The 17,612-nt window shown below is 39.2% G+C and carries 15 protein-coding genes and 1 pseudogene; 5 read left to right on the top strand and 11 right to left on the bottom strand.

The window, feature by feature from the left end:
* Positions 1–38: 38 nt before the first annotated feature.
* The 3 genes from ABLB98_RS08165 to ABLB98_RS08155 all read right to left on the bottom strand — a co-directional run bounded on the left by ABLB98_RS08165 (position 39) and on the right by ABLB98_RS08155 (position 4,994).
* Complete coding sequence (locus tag ABLB98_RS08165; protein ID WP_348883107.1) at positions 39–3,188, bottom strand: efflux RND transporter permease subunit; 3,150 nt, start codon at positions 3,186–3,188, stop codon at positions 39–41.
* A gap of 1 nt (position 3,189) precedes the next feature.
* Entirely contained in the window at positions 3,190–4,380 is a 1,191-nt protein-coding gene (locus tag ABLB98_RS08160) for an efflux RND transporter periplasmic adaptor subunit (protein WP_348883108.1), read from the bottom strand.
* Between the two features lie 161 nt (positions 4,381–4,541).
* Positions 4,542–4,994: an Lrp/AsnC family transcriptional regulator gene (locus tag ABLB98_RS08155; RefSeq protein WP_087536207.1), complete on the bottom strand. Its 453-nt coding sequence runs from the start codon at positions 4,992–4,994 to the stop codon at positions 4,542–4,544.
* 134 nt (positions 4,995–5,128) lie between these two features.
* On the opposite strand from ABLB98_RS08155, the gene ABLB98_RS08150 reads away from it, so the two are divergent.
* The gene (locus tag ABLB98_RS08150; RefSeq protein ID WP_348883109.1) at positions 5,129–5,749 is read left to right on the top strand and encodes a LysE family translocator; all 621 of its coding nucleotides are present in this window, start codon (positions 5,129–5,131) and stop codon (positions 5,747–5,749) included.
* 50 nt (positions 5,750–5,799) lie between these two features.
* On the opposite strand, the gene dapC is transcribed toward ABLB98_RS08150, so the two are convergent.
* From dapC to ABLB98_RS08130, 4 genes are all read right to left on the bottom strand, one after another.
* Entirely contained in the window at positions 5,800–6,969 is a 1,170-nt protein-coding gene (dapC, locus tag ABLB98_RS08145; RefSeq protein WP_348883110.1) for a succinyldiaminopimelate transaminase, read from the bottom strand.
* 81 nt (positions 6,970–7,050) lie between these two features.
* A complete protein-coding gene (gene glnD / locus ABLB98_RS08140) occupies positions 7,051–9,714 on the bottom strand; it encodes a [protein-PII] uridylyltransferase (protein WP_348883111.1) in 2,664 nt (887 codons plus the stop codon).
* Positions 9,715–9,738: 24 nt separating this feature from the next.
* Entirely contained in the window at positions 9,739–10,956 is a 1,218-nt protein-coding gene (gene purT, locus ABLB98_RS08135) for a formate-dependent phosphoribosylglycinamide formyltransferase (protein WP_348883147.1), read from the bottom strand.
* Positions 10,957–11,076: 120 nt separating this feature from the next.
* Positions 11,077–11,466, bottom strand: coding sequence for a tautomerase family protein (locus ABLB98_RS08130; RefSeq protein ID WP_348883112.1), 390 nt, complete (start codon positions 11,464–11,466; stop codon positions 11,077–11,079).
* A gap of 194 nt (positions 11,467–11,660) precedes the next feature.
* On the opposite strand from ABLB98_RS08130, the gene ABLB98_RS08125 reads away from it, so the two are divergent.
* On the top strand, positions 11,661–12,125 hold the full coding sequence (locus ABLB98_RS08125) for a hypothetical protein (RefSeq protein WP_348883113.1): 465 nt from the start codon (positions 11,661–11,663) through the stop codon (positions 12,123–12,125).
* A gap of 55 nt (positions 12,126–12,180) precedes the next feature.
* Here the strand turns inward: ABLB98_RS08125 and ABLB98_RS08120 are convergent, their stop codons facing one another.
* The gene (locus tag ABLB98_RS08120) at positions 12,181–12,465 is read right to left on the bottom strand and encodes a hypothetical protein (RefSeq protein ID WP_348883114.1); all 285 of its coding nucleotides are present in this window, start codon (positions 12,463–12,465) and stop codon (positions 12,181–12,183) included.
* A 211-nt stretch (positions 12,466–12,676) separates the two neighbouring features.
* Positions 12,677–13,379, bottom strand: a pseudogene (locus ABLB98_RS08115) (Crp/Fnr family transcriptional regulator).
* Positions 13,380–13,480: 101 nt separating this feature from the next.
* On the opposite strand from ABLB98_RS08115, the gene ABLB98_RS08110 reads away from it, so the two are divergent.
* On the top strand, positions 13,481–13,747 hold the full coding sequence (locus tag ABLB98_RS08110) for a helix-turn-helix transcriptional regulator (protein WP_348883115.1): 267 nt from the start codon (positions 13,481–13,483) through the stop codon (positions 13,745–13,747).
* Here ABLB98_RS08110 and ABLB98_RS08105 read toward each other — a convergent pair.
* Entirely contained in the window at positions 13,740–14,585 is an 846-nt protein-coding gene (locus ABLB98_RS08105; protein ID WP_348883116.1) for a GGDEF domain-containing protein, read from the bottom strand. The genes ABLB98_RS08110 and ABLB98_RS08105 overlap by 8 nt on opposite strands.
* A gap of 21 nt (positions 14,586–14,606) precedes the next feature.
* The gene (ychF, locus tag ABLB98_RS08100) at positions 14,607–15,698 is read right to left on the bottom strand and encodes a redox-regulated ATPase YchF (protein WP_004661588.1); all 1,092 of its coding nucleotides are present in this window, start codon (positions 15,696–15,698) and stop codon (positions 14,607–14,609) included.
* Positions 15,699–15,905: 207 nt separating this feature from the next.
* Here ychF and ABLB98_RS08095 point away from each other — a divergent pair, with 207 nt between their 5' ends.
* Together ABLB98_RS08095 and ABLB98_RS08090 are read left to right on the top strand one after the other, a co-directional pair.
* Positions 15,906–16,676 carry a glutathione S-transferase family protein gene (locus ABLB98_RS08095; RefSeq protein ID WP_087536195.1) on the top strand — a complete coding sequence of 257 codons (771 nt, stop codon included), beginning with the start codon at positions 15,906–15,908 and terminating at the stop codon, positions 16,674–16,676.
* Positions 16,677–17,132: 456 nt separating this feature from the next.
* Entirely contained in the window at positions 17,133–17,603 is a 471-nt protein-coding gene (locus tag ABLB98_RS08090) for an Lrp/AsnC family transcriptional regulator (RefSeq protein ID WP_004661600.1), read from the top strand.
* Positions 17,604–17,612: the final 9 nt, after the last annotated feature.

Raw genomic sequence — 17,612 nt, 5'->3', positions numbered from 1 at the left:
AAGACGGTCATTTGACCGTCTTTTTTGTTGAATATTGCTTAAGACTGTTCAATTGATGTGGGCTTTGCTTTTCTAAAGCTGTGTAATTTACGATTGATATCATCAATAAACGTATAGACTACAGGAATAACCAATAACGATAAAAAGGTACTGGTAATTAACCCGCCAATAACAGAAATTGCCATTGGTGCACGGAAACTCGGATCTGTTCCGATACCCAACGCAATCGGTAACATACCTGCGCCCATTGCTAGAGTTGTCATGATAATTGGGCGTGCTCGCTTATGGCAGGCATCCAATAATGCATTCAACCGAGAATAATCTTTTTCTTTTCTGGCAATAATTGCGTAATCGACCAATAGAATCGAGTTTTTACTTGCAATTCCCATTAACATAATCAAACCGATCAAACTTGGCATCGAGAAGCTACTTTTTGCTAAAAGTAAGAGTACGAATGCGCCACCGAGTGATAGAGGTAGAGCGACCAGAATAGTGATCGGTTGTAGGAAGTCTTTAAATAAAAGAACCAGAACAACATAGATACACAATACACCTGTCAGCATCGCCAAACCAAAGCTTGAGAATAACTCTTGCATGACTTCAGCATCACCAATATTGGTACGTTTAACTGTTGGTGGTAGGTTTTTCATGGTTGGAAGTTGGTCAACTTTAGCAGCAATATCACCTAACGGTTGATTATTCAGCTCGATATTAAAATTGATATTACGCAAACGATTGAAACGATCAATTTGCGATGGCCCACTTTCAATATTGACATCTGCAATCGTCCCTAACATCACAGGGCCGTGGCTGCCTTTGATCATCAAGCGTTTCATTAACTCCTGATCTTGGCGAGCAGCCAAAGGCAGTTTAATCACAACGGGAACTTGACGTTGAGATAAGTTTAATTTTGCTAGATTCTGATCAAAATCACCTGCGGTGGCGATACGCAAAGTTTCAGCAATATCATAGGTGGTGACACCTAAATCTGCGGCTTTAGCAAAATCAGGACGAATGACCAGTTCAGGACGAATTAAAGCCGCGCTTGAAGTAATACTCCCAATATTTGGAATAGTGCGTAATTCTCGTTCAAGCTTACGTGCTGTAGACATTAAAGCTTCAGGATCATCACCTGAAAGAGCAAGTTGGTACTGACTATTATTTCCAGCTAGACCAACTTGTATTCGAGCACCTGGTAGTGGAGCTAATCGTTGCCGAATCTGATTTTCAATCTCTTGTAAACTTGCACTACGATCAGAACGTCCAGTAATTTGAATGGTTAATGTTGCTTTTCTTGGTTCGCTTGAAGCGCCACCTGAAAAAGGATCTGTTCCTGCTGCACCACCACCAATCGTTGTGTAGATGCTCTTGATTTCTGGATGATCTTTAATCAGATTGCGTGCGTATTCTGCTGTTTTTAAGGTATCAACAAATTGCGAACCGGGTGCAAGCTCTAAACGAACTTGAGTCTGTCCTGTATCAGGTGGTGGAACGAAACCTGTTGGCAGTAAAGGAATCAGCATCACTGAGCCAACGAAAAAGGCAATTGCCCCAAATAAAGTGACCCAACGATGATTTAAACACCATGTGACTAAACGCATATAGCCACACATGACACGTCCATCGTTAGCGCGATCTTTAGCTAGTTTTGTTGTACCATGATCTAGTTTTGCTTGGTTATCTAAAGTTTCATCTTGCTTTTCAACTTGACCTATCCATGGTTTTAAAATGTAAGCAGACATCATTGGTGTAAGCAGGCGTGCAACTAAAAGAGAAGCAAAAATTGCCAATGCAGCCGTCCAACCGAATTGAACAAAGAACTTACCCGCAATTCCACTCATAAACGCTGTTGGTAAAAATACTGCAATTAACGTGAAGGTGGTTGCAATGACCGCTAGACCAATTTCATCCGCTGCTTCCATTGCCGCTTCATATGGGGTTTTTCCCATTCGCAGATGCCGAATAATATTTTCAATTTCTACAATTGCATCATCAACTAGGATACCAACCACTAATGACATGGCGAGTAAAGTCACTGTATTTAGGGTAAATCCAAAATAATACATCCCAATCAGGGCGGGTAATATAGACAGTGGTAGGGCAGTTGCAGCGATGATTGTTGCACGCCAATCACGTAAAAATAGCCAAACCACCAAGATTGCTAAAATTGCCCCTTCATAAAGAAGCGACATTGAACCTTTATAGTTATCTGCAACTGGTTTAACAAAGTTAAAAGCTTCTGTAATTTTAATGTCTGGATGTGCAGCCTTGAGTTTATCCAGTGCTTCAATTACACCTTTCTCAACATCAACCTCACTGGCACCCTTGCTACGGGTAATTTCAAAGCCAATCACAGGTTGTCCATTCAGCAATGCGGCAGAGCGTCGTTCTGCAATTCCATCACGAATAGATGCAACTTGATCAAGGCGAATATGGCGACCATCACTGAGCGCAAGATCCATTGCACCAATCTCTGCAGCCGTTTTGACGGTTGCAATAGTACGAATTGACTGTTCGCTGCCCCCAATTTTGGTTTGACCGCCTGAGGCGTCTTGCTGAATCAAGCGTAATTGACGGGTAATATCTGTAGCAGTTGCATTCAATGCCAGTAATTTTTCAGGGTCGAGTTCAACTTCAACTTGACGGGTAACACCGCCCACACGGGCGACTGCACCTACACCTTTAACCTGTAGCATGGCACGTGCAATATCATAGTCAACGAACCATGACAGTGCTTCTTCATCCATTTTCGGTGATTGAATGGTGTAGGTGAGAATTGGCGAGCCTGATAAATTTATTTTACTAACAATCGGATCTCTTAAATCAGCAGGTAAATCTGATCTCACCTGTGATACAGCATTACGAACATCATCAACCGCTTCTTGTAGCGGTTTTTCGAGTTGAAATTCTGCTGTAACCGTAACAACACCATCTTGAATATTGGTGTATTGATTTCTCAAACCTTGCAAAGAGGCAATCGAGTTTTCAATTTTACGTGCAACTTCTGTTTCAAGTTGAGGTGGGGCTGCGCCGGGTAATGCCGCACTTACGGTGACCATCGGAAGTTCAATATCTGGGAATTGTTGTATTTTCATCCATTTAAAACATAACAATCCTGCCAAACCAAGCATGATAAACAATAAAATGCCCGGAATTGGATTACGGATTGACCAAGCAGAGAAATTCATTTTATTTCTCCTGTGTATTCACAAGTTGTTTGGTCAATGGGGTGTCAGGTATGTCTTTGGCAACAGTAACTAAATCTCCATCCGTTAAGAAACCTGTTCCAGAAGAAACCAATTTTACTTGTGTTGGTAAATCCATGATTTCTACACGATCACCTAGACGGCGACCTATAGTGACTTTCTGCTGTGTTACACGATTATTTTGATCAACAATAAAAACATAAGAAAAACCATCCCGCAGTAATAATGCCGTTTGTGGAATAGTTAATGCTGGTTTCTCACCTAAATCAAATTCACCTTTCACAAACATGCCCATCCGAACAGCTTGAGTCGTTGGAATATCGACATAAACTAGACCGTAACGAGTTTGTGGGTCAATCACAGGTGCTATCATTCGAACCTTGCCTGTAACTGTCGCTTGAGCAGGATCAGGTGAAATGATGCGTGCAGTCATCCCTTGTTTAAGTTTATATAAATCAGAAGAAGTGACTTCGGCACGCCATTCGAGTCGATGATCACGAATCAAACGGAATAATTCTTGTCCTGTTTGTGCTAAAGATCCAACCGTGGCAGTTCGTGCTGAAATAACACCATTATCAGGTGAAACCACTTGAGTTTGAGCTAAGCGTAATTGATTACTTTTAATTTGAGCTTTAGCTGCATCAAGACGAGCTTGTGCAGTCGCTTGTGAGGTTTGATATTGCGTGGATTCTTGAGCAGAAATTGCACCCGTATTTTTAAGCTGTTGAATACGTTTGTTATTGGTAATCGCATCAGCTAAAACAGCTTGCGCTTCAGCATAACTTGCTTGAGCTGCTGCGAGGTCAGCACGTATTGTTTCACTATTGACTTCAGCTAAAACTTGACCGCGTTTTACCTCATCACCGACATTGACATTGACGCGAGTAAGCCGTTGACCTGATAGCTCGCTCCCAATGACAACTTCTTGCCATGCCGCAATGTTTCCATTTGCAGTAAAGCTTTGTTTCCAATTTTGCTGTTCAGGTTGAACAACCGTCACCGTCAGGGCTGCTTTTTGCTCTGCTGAATTTGCCCCTTTGCGCTTTTCCATATTTGCTGAGTTTTTGGCTTTGTTTGTTTGCCAAAACATGACTGTAAGAATTAAAAGAACAACAATGATCGCTAAAATAAACCAAATTTTTTTCTTAGTTTTCTGGGGAGTTTGAGAAGCCATCTTTCCATAATCGCCAAATATTGATGGCCTAAGTATAGACGAAGATTTCAACAGATGGTCAATAGTAAACTGACAGATGAAAAAATTAATAAAGGGCGAGTTTCAACACAATCTAATAGGATGCGGCTTATAAAGTGATCACTCGCTATAATTTCAGATTGCTATAAAGGAAGTAAGCGATTAGTCACTACGCTTTTCATTACAATCGTTGAAGTAAGGCGCTGTACATTCGGTAAAGCAGACAGACTGTCGTCATAAAGTTTTTGAAAACTTGCCAGATCTTTGGTCACCACATGCAACAAATAATCAGGATTGCCAAACAGTCGCTGTGCTTGAATCACATTGGTAATTTCACTGACCTTTTCTTCAAAGCTAGACAAAGCCCGCTTATCACCATCTTTTAAAGTCACAAAAATAATTGCCGCAAAATTAAAGCCAATTTGAGATGCTTCAAGATCGGCATGATAGCCCTTAATGACCCCAGATTCTTCTAAAGCTTTCACTCGGCGATGACAAGGGGATAGACTTAAGCCTATTCTTTCAGCCAATTCGGTGATAGATAATCGCCCATTTGCCTGTAGTTCAGCAATAATTTTCTTATCAATACGATCCATTTGGAATAATCTACCTTTTAGTTTTGAAAACAAGCAAACATTTGGAATAACATTTTAAGCATTAAAGTCTATTCTCTCAATTCTATTTTCACCAAATGGTGAAAAATAACAATGATGAAGAGTAGGTGTCTGATATGGATCTAAGTGTAATTTTTGCTTTTTGGTGTGTTTCAATTTTATTTGTTTTAACACCGGGTGCAGATTGGGCTTATGCGATTCTAGCTGGCATAAAGGGGAAGTTTATTGTTACAGCTGTTTCAGGGCTTGTACTAGGGCATTTTTTAGCGATTTTGTGTGTTGCAGCTGGAGTGGGCACTTTAGTTAGTCATTATCCAATTTTATTGACATCTTTAACGATTGTTGGTGCATGTTATTTATTGTGGATGGGAATAAGCTTGTTGATTCGACCAGCTATCATCTCAAGTACTGAACAGCAGATATCTGCGTTTGATTCAGCAAAGTCTTGGTTCGTTAAAGGTGTGGGAATTAGTGGGTTAAATCCAAAAGTTTTATTGCTCTTTTTTGCACTATTACCGCCATTTATTCACCCAAATTTGCAATTTTCAGCTACAGCTCAGATCCTTTCTTTAGGTATTATTCATCTAATTAGTTGCGCGATTGTTTATGTATTGGTTGGAATCGCAGCGAAGAAATTATTAAGTACACGACCTCAAGCTGTAAAAATAGTCAGTCGTATTTCGGGGAGCTTAATGATTTTGATTGCCACCATATTGATGATTGGACAGCTTTCATAAGTTGCTGAAGAATCCATGCTTTGACATAGATTCTTCAGATATTTCATGGATTAAAGAATTGCTTTTAGTCGTTTTACCACTTCTTCACACTGTGCTAAATCTGCGACGAGTGCCATCCGAACGTGTCCTTCGCCCGGATTACCTTGTTCGGTATCACGAGATAAATATCGACCTGGTAACACCTTAATATGGGCTTTTTCCATCAACATTTTGGCAAAAGTTTCATCATTATCAACTTTTAACCAATAATAAAAACCTGCATCAGGTTTTTGTAACGGTAGTAAATGTCCTAACTCTGTTTGGAATAAATCAAATTTAGCACGGTATTGTTGACGATTTTCTTCTACATGTGACTCATCATTCCATGCCGCAACCGAAGCCAATTGATGTTGAACAGGCATCGCAGCGCCGTGATAGGTACGATATTGCAAATAAGGTTTTAATAATGCTGCATCACCCGCAACAAAACCAGAACGCATACCCGGGAGGTTTGAACGTTTAGAAAGGGAATGGAACACGATACAGTTTTTATAGTCATCGCGTCCCAATTCAGCACAAACTTCTAAAAGCCCAATCGGTGCTTCATCAAACCATAACTCTGAATAACATTCATCAGAAGCAATCACAAAACCATATTGATCAGAAAGTGCAATCAACTTTTTGAATTGCTCTTTTGAAAGTACAGTACCTGTTGGATTACCCGGTGTGCAAACGAATAATAATGCTGTTTCTTCCCATACTTCCGCAGGAACGGCATCAAAGTCGCCTAAATAACCATTTTCCTCGGTGCAGTTGATAAAGTAAGGCTTTGCACCTGCCAATAATGCAGCACCTTCATAAATTTGATAGAACGGATTTGGCATCACGATATAAGGCGCATCTTCACGTTTAATCAATGCCTGAACAAAAGAAAAGATACCTTCACGTGTACCAGAAACAGGCAAAATATGTTCTTCTGCACTAATATGGTTCAGTTTGAAACGATTGCTCAGCCATTGTGCAATACTTTGGCGCAGTTCAGGTTGCCCTTTACTATTAGGATAAGTCGACAAATGTGCAAAATTATCAATGATTGCTTGTTTAACGAACTCTGGTGCAGGATGTTTTGGTTCACCAATTGATAATGGAATCAATGGTAAATTGGCAGGTTGCACATCTTTAAAAAGTTGATTTAACTTTTCAAAAGGATAGGGATGCAATAAAGACAAGCTGGAGTTCATTTAAACAATTACCCAAAATAAGCGTTATAAGTCCCCAAAGATACGACATGATCATCATACCCAAGGGGGATTCAGGGGATTTTAAGATGGATTACAAATTTGATTCGATGCTTCATCTAAAGCTGCTTTGAGCGTTTCCGCAAAAGCTTTCACCTCTTCATGGGTGAGTAATATACCGTTTTTCTTGGTCACAAAGAAAATATCTTCTGCTCTTTCACCTAGTGTTGCAATTCTAGCGGAGTGAATATCCAATCCTTGTAGCATAAACAAGGCGCCAATCCGAGCTAAGAGACCCGGTTGATCGAGCGTTGAGATTTCAACCATATGTTGCTGTAAAGTTGGGTTGAGTACGATATCCACGGTATTTTGCACATCGAAATGACGTAAATGGCGTGGAATACGGCGTTGCATAATACCTGGGTATTGATCTGAATGGCTGAGCGCATCTACAAGTGCAGCTTTGACTTTGCGTTCACGCTCTGGATCGGTAAGCAATGTGCCAAAACGATCAAGAACTAAGTAGGTGTCTAAACTAAATGAGGTGGTTGCAGTAATAATTCTTGCATCTTGAACGTCAAGATTCATGCGGTCTAAGACAGCAACCGTTGTTGCAAATAAGTTCGGTTGATCACGGGTATAAATAAAGATTTGAACGGCGTCATCCGCAGCATTACGATGTGCGCGTAATAAAACCAAAGGCTCTGGGTTATCGCCATGCTGTAAAATCGCTTGAGTATGCCATGCAATTTCATTGGCTGATTCTTTAACGAAATATTCATCACCGAGTTCTTGCCAAACTTTTTCGACTTCGGCGAGAGAGAAGTTATTGACCAATAATTCACTGGCAGCAAATTTGGTGTCTTCAATCAACATTTGATAGTCAACAGGACGACCTAAGCCTGAACGAATGACATCTCGCGCATAGGTATATAACTGGCGCATAAGGGAAGCACGCCATGTATTCCAAAGTTTAGGATTCGTGGCATTAATATCAGCGACCGTTAAAGTGTATAGATAGTCTAAATGTTCCATATCACCGACTTTTTCGGCAAACTCTTTCACTTCATCTGGATCAGAAATATCTTTCTTCTGTGCAGTAAGGGACATGAGTAGATGATTGTTAATCAACCATGCTACAAGTTTACATTCACGTTCAGTAAAACCATGCGTGCGACAGAACTCGATGGCATCTAATGCCCCTAATTCACTATGATCGCCGCCACGACCTTTCGCAATATCATGGAAAATTGCTGCCATATAGACAATATCGTGACGCGCAATACGTTGGAATACTGAACTCACCACAGGGAATTCTTTAGCGAATTCGGGTTCTTTAAAGCGACTTAAGTTTCTGAGTAATAATAAGGTGTGTGCATCTACCGTGTAGATATGGAACAGATCGTACTGCATTAATCCTGTAATCTGTCCAAACGAAGGAATGTAGTTCCCTAGTACGCCATAACGTTTCATCGCCACCATCGTGTCATATAAGTGCGGTGAGCGAATAATTGACATGAATAATGCTTGATGTTCTGGATTGTCCCTGAAACGTTGATCAATTCTTTTTGCTGCGAGCACAAGAAGACGCAAGGTACGAGCACGAATGCCTGTAATTTCTGGTCGATTGGCTAACAGATAGAATAGTTCTAAAATTGCACTCGGTTCTTCAGAAAATACTTTGTGATGCTGAACAGCGAGTTTACCGTCTACAATTTTAAAGCGGTCATTAATGTCAATAATTTGGCGTTCATAATCAGGCAGACGAGGGGTAATCACCGACTCATTGAAATAGGCGAGTAACATTTCATTGAGGGTGGAAACCTGTTGCGCTGTTCGATAATAACGTTTCATGAATTGTTCAACTGCAAAGTTCACAGGTTGACCTTCTTCGCGGACATAACCAAATTTTGCTGCTATATCTCTTTGATATTCAAATAATAAGCGATTCTCATCTCGTTTTGTGATACGATGCAAATGGGTTCTAATCTCCCATAAGAAACTTTCAGCTTCTTCCAGCACGCCTAATTCAAATTCAGTAATAAAGCCTAAGTGAACTAAATCATAAATACGATTGACACGGAAGTGGCGTTTAGCAATCCAACCAATCTGATTAATATCACGAATACCGCCAGGTGCATTTTTGATATCTGGTTCTAAATTGCTTTCAGTATTATTGTGTTGAGCGTAGCGCTTGGTCTGTTCCGCCATTTTGGCATCATAGAACGTTTTATCTGTCCATGTTTGGGCGACAATACGACGTGGCCATTTAGCCAGTTGTTCATTGCCTGAAATTAAACGTGCTTCGATTAAAGTTGAAGCAACAGTTAAATCATTTGTTGCTTGTTCAACACAGTTTTGAATCGTACGAACGCTAATTCCAGGTTTAAAATTACCAACATCCCATAAGGATGAAATAAAAGTTGAGATCAGTTTTTCTTGTTCTTCGCTGATTTCATCTTCAGATAAAATCATGATGTCAGTATCGGAATATGGCAGCATTTCGCGACGACCATATCCTCCGACCGCAAATAAACCTAATTCAGTTTTATTTAATTCAGCATGATTCCATAAAAAGACTAAGGCCTCATCAATCGAGTTTGAACGAGCCTTAATCACTTCACGAATGGCTTGTCCATTTTCATAACTCTCTTGTAATTGCTTTTCTACATCTGTTCGCCATTGATTAATGGCTTTAATATCATGATGACTGGTGACATAGTTCAGCAAAGGAGATGTATTGATCATGAAAATGGGTCTACTCAATTTAAGTTAAGAGTTTGTGTGTACGCTCACTTGGTCAGCAGCTTGTTGCGCTAATTCACGTGCTTGGTCTGTTGTTTCAGCGCGTGCTGTTGCAACTCCCATACGGCGACGTTTAAAACCTTCAGGTTTACCAAATAAACGTAAGTCAGTATTCGGATTGGCTAAAGCAAGATTCAAGCCATCAAAGCTGAGGTTGTTCGCATCCACACCTGCATAAATCACGGCACTTGCAGCAGTACTATGGCGAGCTGTATTAACAGGTAAACCTAAAATAGCACGTGCATGCAATTCAAATTCGCTTTGGAATTGAGAAGCTAAAGTTACGAGACCCGTATCATGTGGGCGAGGGGAAACTTCGCTGAACCAAACTTTATCGCCTTTGATAAATAGTTCTACCCCAAAGATACCACAGCCACCTAATGCAGTTGTTGCTTTGTGTGCGATACGTTTAGCTTCTTGTAAGGCAGGAGCAGTCATTGGTTGAGGTTGCCAGCTTTCGACATAGTCACCCGCATCTTGACGGTGTCCAATCGGATCACAGAAATGGGTTTCGATTTCGCCAGTCTTAGGATTTTTTGCACGAACTGTTAATAAGGTGATTTCAAAATCAAAATCAATTTGTGATTCGATAATCACGGTACCTTGATTCACACGACCGCCTTGCATCGCATATTCCCAAGCGGCATCAACTTCATCAAAGCTTTTAACGCGAGACTGACCCTTACCCGATGATGACATCACTGGCTTTACAAAGTTTGGATAACCGATGTCATCACATGCTGCGCGGAAACTTTCTAAAGTACTGGCAAAGCGATAAGCGGATGTCGGTAGACCGAGTTCTTCAGCAGCTAAACGACGAATTCCTTCGCGGTTCATTGTGAGATTGACTGCTTTAGCTGAAGGAATAACGGTTGCTGTTTGGCTTTGTTCAATTTCTACAAGTACTTCAGTTGCAATCGCTTCAATTTCAGGAACAATCAAATTGGGTTGAATTTTTTCAATGAGTTGTTTTAATTCAGTTGGATCAGCCATATTCAATGTATAAGAAAAATGTGCAACTTGCATGGCTGGTGCATGATCATAACGATCTGCGGCATGAACTTCGACACCTAAGCGTTGTAAAGAAATCACAACCTCTTTACCTAGCTCCCCAGAACCTAACAGTAAAACCTTAAATGCAGAAGATTGAAGTGGAGTTCCAAGAGTGACGCTCATGCGTGTAATCCTATCCTGAGTAATTTGTGGTTAAGCATAGCAGAACTTTTTGATGAATTAAGCTTGCCTGATACAAAAAAACAAGGTTTTGTTAGACAAAAAATATGACTTATCATCGTGTTGATCTGTTTAGACATTGACTTGATAGTTAAGTAGTAAGTCATCTGCATTTTGACCACGGATTCCCCAATTTGATTTTGGGGTTTCAAAAATTGTAATTTCAATATCTTGTGGGGAAATACCGCATTGCTGCTGAATATTAGAAAAAATTGACTGAATAAATTGTTTTTTTGCCGAAGTTGTTCGCCCTTCAAACATTGAAATTTCAATAATCAAATATTGTTCACTGCGATCATTTGGATATATAAAATCTTCTGGGGCTAAAGCAATAAAGCGCTGAAATTTTTTTTCTACAGGATAATCGAGGCTTGTGACCAGTGCTTGATGAATAGCATCTGACAATTGAATTCTAAATTGTTGAATCGTTTGATGTAGTGCATAAATTTTGATTTGAGACATAAATAAGTTATTCCAAAATTAAGATTAGAAATTTTGATTCACATGATATTTTTATTTCACCACTTTAAATGATATTGGCATTAAATCAATTCTTTAGAACGCAGATTGTTCTATGCGATAAATAAGTAACAACGATTGAGTATTGTTGCTGAATTGACTAGCATAATGCGCAAATGTTCCATTGGCGATTTGATATGTTTAATACAAAAACTCATGTAGCGACAATAATGTTGTTTAGCAGCCTTTTATTGACTGCATGTGATCATTCAAGCAATCAGCCAGAAAAAAAAGTGGAAATTAAAGCAGCACCCAAACTTAATAATGATGCAACAAGTTACGCACAAGCTGCTTGGAAGCTGATTAATGAAATTGATCCAATTGTCTACAATAAACAATCTGCTGAGATCGAAGATAAAGTTAGAAAACCATTACGACAACTCAGTACCGATTGGCGAATTAATGTCAAAATGACGGATTCTGTGACTGAAGGAAAATATGCGCTATGCCGTAAAGCATTGACCAGTCTGGATACTTGGGCAAGAGATGTCAAAGATAATGTGAGTTCATCAACGCAAAAGCGAGCTGACTACGAACGAGACAAGGCACAGTGTAAAGATGCAATTGATAATCCAGCTTTAGGCAATACCTCACCTAAATAAAAAAGCGAGATGATGAATCTCGCTTCAGCTGGTTAAAGCTATCATGAGTTTGGGTTTATGACGTTTTTCCTGTTTTTGCGGCTTCCTGCTTGATTTGTGTGGTTGATGTCGTTGCTGCTTTTTTAGTATCCGATGACATTTTCATGGTGTCATGTTTCATTGTCTCTTTTGCTTTCGTGGTTTCTTTTTTGGTTTTTACGACATTTGCTGCTACACATTTGCCACCTTTATGATTTGGTCCTGTGCCACCCTGTAACTGAGTTCCTTTTGGGCAGGCAAATGCATTTGCGCTTAATACGGTGAATAAGCCTGCTGTTAGAATTGTTGCGACTTTTTTCATAATTGTCATCTGAATCAGGTAAGCGATAGTGCTTAGGATTAATTTAGACGAGTTTTTAACAACAAAGCAGAATGATTTTGTGAATAATTTAAATTGAAGCGTAGTGTTTTATAGCGAGAGTTTATCTTTTAATTTATGTTTAAGATTAAGAGGATATTGCATAATAGATGATCTAATTTTCTAAATAAGATTATACTATCGCCGTAATACTTTATTGTTTTAGATAACCGACAGCAGCGACTTTCTTTAACTTTTCAATATCAATCACCTCAATTTTTTTAAAACCAAGTTGGATGATTCCTTGTTTTTCAAATAGATTTAATTCTTGATTAACGGTTTGTCTTGAGATTGTTAGCATATTAGCAAGTTGATCTTGTGAAATTTGAATATTGAAATCTTCGATACAAGCGCGATTGCCATAGCCTTCAAGAATAAATAATAAACGTTGTGCAAGACGCTGGCTGATACTTTGAGTCTGAATTGCAATTTGTTATAAAAAAACATAACGGAGTTTTTGACTGCTAAGCAAAGCAAAGCAAAGCAAAGTAATACCAGTAATAGGGATTTTGCAGTAGAAATGCTTTAAGTGGTTGTGCTGGAATTTGTAAAACGACACTTTTCTTGAGTGCAATAGCATCATGAGAGCGTGGTTTCTGGTCAATAAGAGAAATTTCGCCAAACCACATGATGGGTTCAGCAATTGCAGCAATCGCTTCATTCCCATTCACATCGATGTATCCCAAACTAATCGATCCTTCAAGCACACCATAAACACCATCAAAAAGGTCTTGAGCATGAAATACGGCAGCATTTTTTTCTATGCTATATTTTTTTCCATGCTCGATGATGAAGTTTTGAAATGGTAAATCTAGGTGACTGAACCAAGCATTTTCCTTGATGTTTTGAATAATCAGTTGCGGTTATTCTCGATGAGTAACATGCCCACACGCTTCAATTAAATGTAATTCTGCATTCGCATATTGAGCTAATCGTTCATGTTGCGCTAAGCTGGCATGTGCTGCGTAAAAACCGGATTGCCGATCTGGCCCAGCAATTTAATTTTAGTGAGCGGAATTTGAAACGGCGTTTTCAATTGGCGACGCAGATTTCTCCCAATCAATATTTGCAACAGGTGAGAGTTGATAAAGCCAAGAAGTTATTATTAACCACAGATATGAAGATTCAGCAAATTGCTTATGAAGTGGGCTATGAAAATGTAAGTTTTTTTATTCGAATATTTAAAAAGGTCACAGCTTGTACACCAACGCAATGGGTCAAATAAATGATTGAATCGTGGTTTGTGATTTACCTAAAGATTTTGATTGATACATGAGCTGATCTGCCGTCTTGGTTGCATCTTCAAGGTTTTCTGGTAATTCGGATAAAATGGCTAAACCCATACTAAAATCGACGCCATATTTTTGATTTAAGCCACTTTCTGCAAATAATGTTCGCAAGTGATGATCACAAAGATATGCTTGGGTTTCATCAATATCTAATAAAATAATTGCGAATTCATCACCGCCTAAACGGGCAACAATGTCTGAAGAACGACATGATTTTTTTAGAATTTGTGAAAATTGTAATAAAACTTCATCACCACGATGATGCCCATGAGTATCATTCACTGCTTTAAAACCATCGAGATCAATAATTCCAACAGCGAACAGCGACTGTTTACGAAAATTTAATTTACGCAAAATACGATATTCAATATCGAGAGCACGGCTATTATCGAGAGAGGTGAGCTGATCTTTCATTGCTAATTTTTTCATTTCTTGCCAGTTTTTTCGAACATGGATCAGCAAAAATGCAACAATTGAAAAAAAACCTAAACGAACGAAAGCATTCCAAAGAGGGATAAATGTATTGGAATAATGATGACCAGCATGAATGTCTGCAATCAACCAAGTCATGCCTGACAGCATAATGGTCAGCACAGTGATCTTATATTGGTCGTACCATGCTGCAATTGAAACAGGCAGTAGATAGAACACCGAGAACGAATACTCATAACCTGTTGCCAAGTCAATCATACCAAGCACAGCAGTGATGAGCAGAATCAACAACCGCCGTATCATTGGATTATGTGCGAATAATCGTTCTAATGTTCTTTCCATAGTGTCTTTATGTTGAAATAATTACACGTTAAAACGGAAGTGTAATACATCGCCGTCTTGTACGACATAAGTTTTACCTTCTAAACGCCATTTACCTGCTTCTTTGGCACCGCTTTCACCGTTGTATTGAATGAAGTCATCATAAGCAACACATTCAGCACGGATAAAGCCTTTTTCGAAGTCGGTATGAATCACACCCGCTGCTTGTGGCGCAGTCGCACCGACTTTAACCGTCCACGCACGAACTTCTTGTACGCCCGCAGTGAAGTAAGTCTGTAAGCCAAGTAAGCTATAACCTGCACGAATCACCACGTTTAAGCCTGGTTCTTCCATACCCATCGCTTCCAGAAATTCAGCACGGTCTTCATCTTCTAATAATGAAATTTCAGCTTCGATCTGGTTGCAAAGGGGTACAACAATCGCATTTTCTTCAGCAGCCAGTTTTTTTACTGCATCAAGATGTGGGTTATTTTCAAAACCGTCTTCTGCCACGTTGGCAATGTACATAGTTGGTTTAAGCGTCATTAAACCGAAACCGCGTACCGCTTTACGTTCATCATCCGAAAGGTCAGCCGCACGTGCTGGTTTGCCTTCATCGAGTAAAGGTTGAATTTTTTCTAAAGCTGCTTTAGTGGCAATCGCATCTTTATCGCCACCTTTTGCCGCTTTAGTTAAACGTAACAAAGCTTTTGCAACGGTATCAAGGTCAGCAAGCGCAAGTTCAGTATTGATGGTTGCGATGTCATCTAATGGGTCAATTTTACCATTTACGTGAATCACGTTTTCATCTTCAAAACAACGTACAACGTGTGCAATTGCATCAGTTTCACGGATATTGGCAAGGAATTGGTTACCCAAGCCTTCACCTTTAGATGCACCAGCAACTAAACCTGCGATATCAACAAATTCCATCGTAGTTGGAATAACACGTTGAGGTTTAACAATCGCTGTAAGTTTATCTAGGCGTGGATCTGGAACAGGGACAATGCCTGTATTCGGTTCAATGGTACAGAACGGAAAGTTTTCAGCTGCAATCGCTGCCTTTGTTAATGCATTGAACAATGTAGATTTACCTACGTTTGGCAGACCAACAATACCGCAATTAAAACCCATGAAACCACTCACAAATGTGTTATTTAAAAATTGCTGATGATTTTACATGAAAGCCATGACAAAGTCAGGTCATGGCCGTAATGAAAACTTGATCTTGCCCAAATTACAGGAGATAGGAAAAAAACGACATTGTAATCATTCATTTTTACTTCTAAAGTAGAGCAAACCTTAGGTTTGATCGAGTAGAAAAATAAATTTGGAGAGTTTATGCGGGTTTTATACCAATTTCCTTTGTCTCATTATTGTGAAAAAGCTCGCTGGTTGTTAGATCATAAGGAATTGGACTATGTGGCACATAATTTAATTCCTGGTTTTCACCGAGCATTTACCTATCTCAAATCTGGGCAATATCTATTGCCGATGTTGAAAGATGATAAACGCTGGGTTGCTGATTCAACACAAATCGCTTTATATCTTGATAGTACTTATCCTGAACATGCATTATTGAGACGTGATGAACAGTTACGTGAGCAAGCTTTAGAAATTGATAAATTATCGGGTGAACTGGGTGTGCATGTCCGACGTTGGTCATTGGCGCAAGCGTTATCTGTTGGCGATCATCCACTCGAAATTATGATGGGTGAGCAAGGCTATTTACGTCAGTTTGAAAAAATTTCTAAACCAATTTTAAAGAGTTTAGTTTCTTCAAACTATAAGTTAAATCCTCAGAAAGTCGCAAAATCTAAAGTGAGAATGACTGAGCTGATTACCGACCTCAATCAACGCTTGATTGATAATCAAGGGCGTTATTTGGTTGGCGATCGTCTAGGTTTAGCAGATATAGCAGTTTGTTCAATTCTTGCGCCTTTACTCGTGATTAAGGGTACGCCGTGGGAATTGGAAAATGATGATATTGAACAATTCACGGGTGAATTGAAGGAATATCATGACTATTTATTAGATTTACCGCTTGGACAATATGCACAGCGTATTTATGCGACTGAACGTAATGCACGGGTTGATTGGCGCGGTTTATAAGATTTGTTGATGAATAAAGCCCTGATTGAAAATAATCGGGGCTTTTTTATGCGAAAGAAAAGAGCAAAATAGTCAATAAAGTAAAAAATTATCGGTGAATAAAATTAATTATTAAAAGAAAATTCGTTATAAATAGAAAATATTAGAAATTATTGCCAAATTTACTTTAAAAAAACTGAAAAGAGGGAAATAATTATAAAAAGTCTTTGCTATCTTATGTTTCAGGGTGTGATGGGGATCGAAACGAGTTGTTCACTATTGGGAGATGAGTTGAACAGTTGCTCAAAAGGTCTTGTTTCGGCTTTGAGACAAAGATAAACCAAAAGTTTATCGGAATCATGTTTGCGTTATCCATGCAGCATCGTCAAAAGTTAAACGAATGTTTTCCCTTGACCCTTAAAAATTACTGAGTGAGCAGTTCCGATAGAAGCATAAATTCAGAGTGAGAACTGTAGAATGGAATTGGATCGTTTTGATAAACAAATTCTTGAAATTTTGACCCATGAAGATGTCAATCTAAATGAGCTTTCAGAGCGTATTAATCTCTCAGTGAGTTCGGTGCATCGACGCATTAAAAACCTGATTGAATCCCAAGTGATGGGACAGCTCAAACGAGAAATTAATTTTAATAAGCTCGGTTTTAGTTTACATATACTTTTACAGGTTTCTTTGAGCAAACATGACAGTGAAACCTTTGATAAATTTCTACAAGAAATTGAAGATATTCCTGAAGTCACCAATGCCTTTTTAGTGACAGGGCAGAGCGCCGATTTTATTTTGGAATTGGTGGCTCGTAATATGGATGACTATAGTGAAATTCTATTACGCCGTATTGGTAAAATTGACAGCGTCGTTGCGCTACATTCTAGTTTCGTGATCAAAGAATACAACGTATTTAACTGCTATAAACTGTTAAATAAGTTATAAAAAATGCAT

Origin of the sequence: Acinetobacter yuyunsongii, assembly GCF_041021915.1 — a bacterium.
Lineage (GTDB): Bacteria > Pseudomonadota > Gammaproteobacteria > Pseudomonadales > Moraxellaceae > Acinetobacter.
This window is presented reverse-complemented; position numbering and strand designations above follow the sequence as displayed.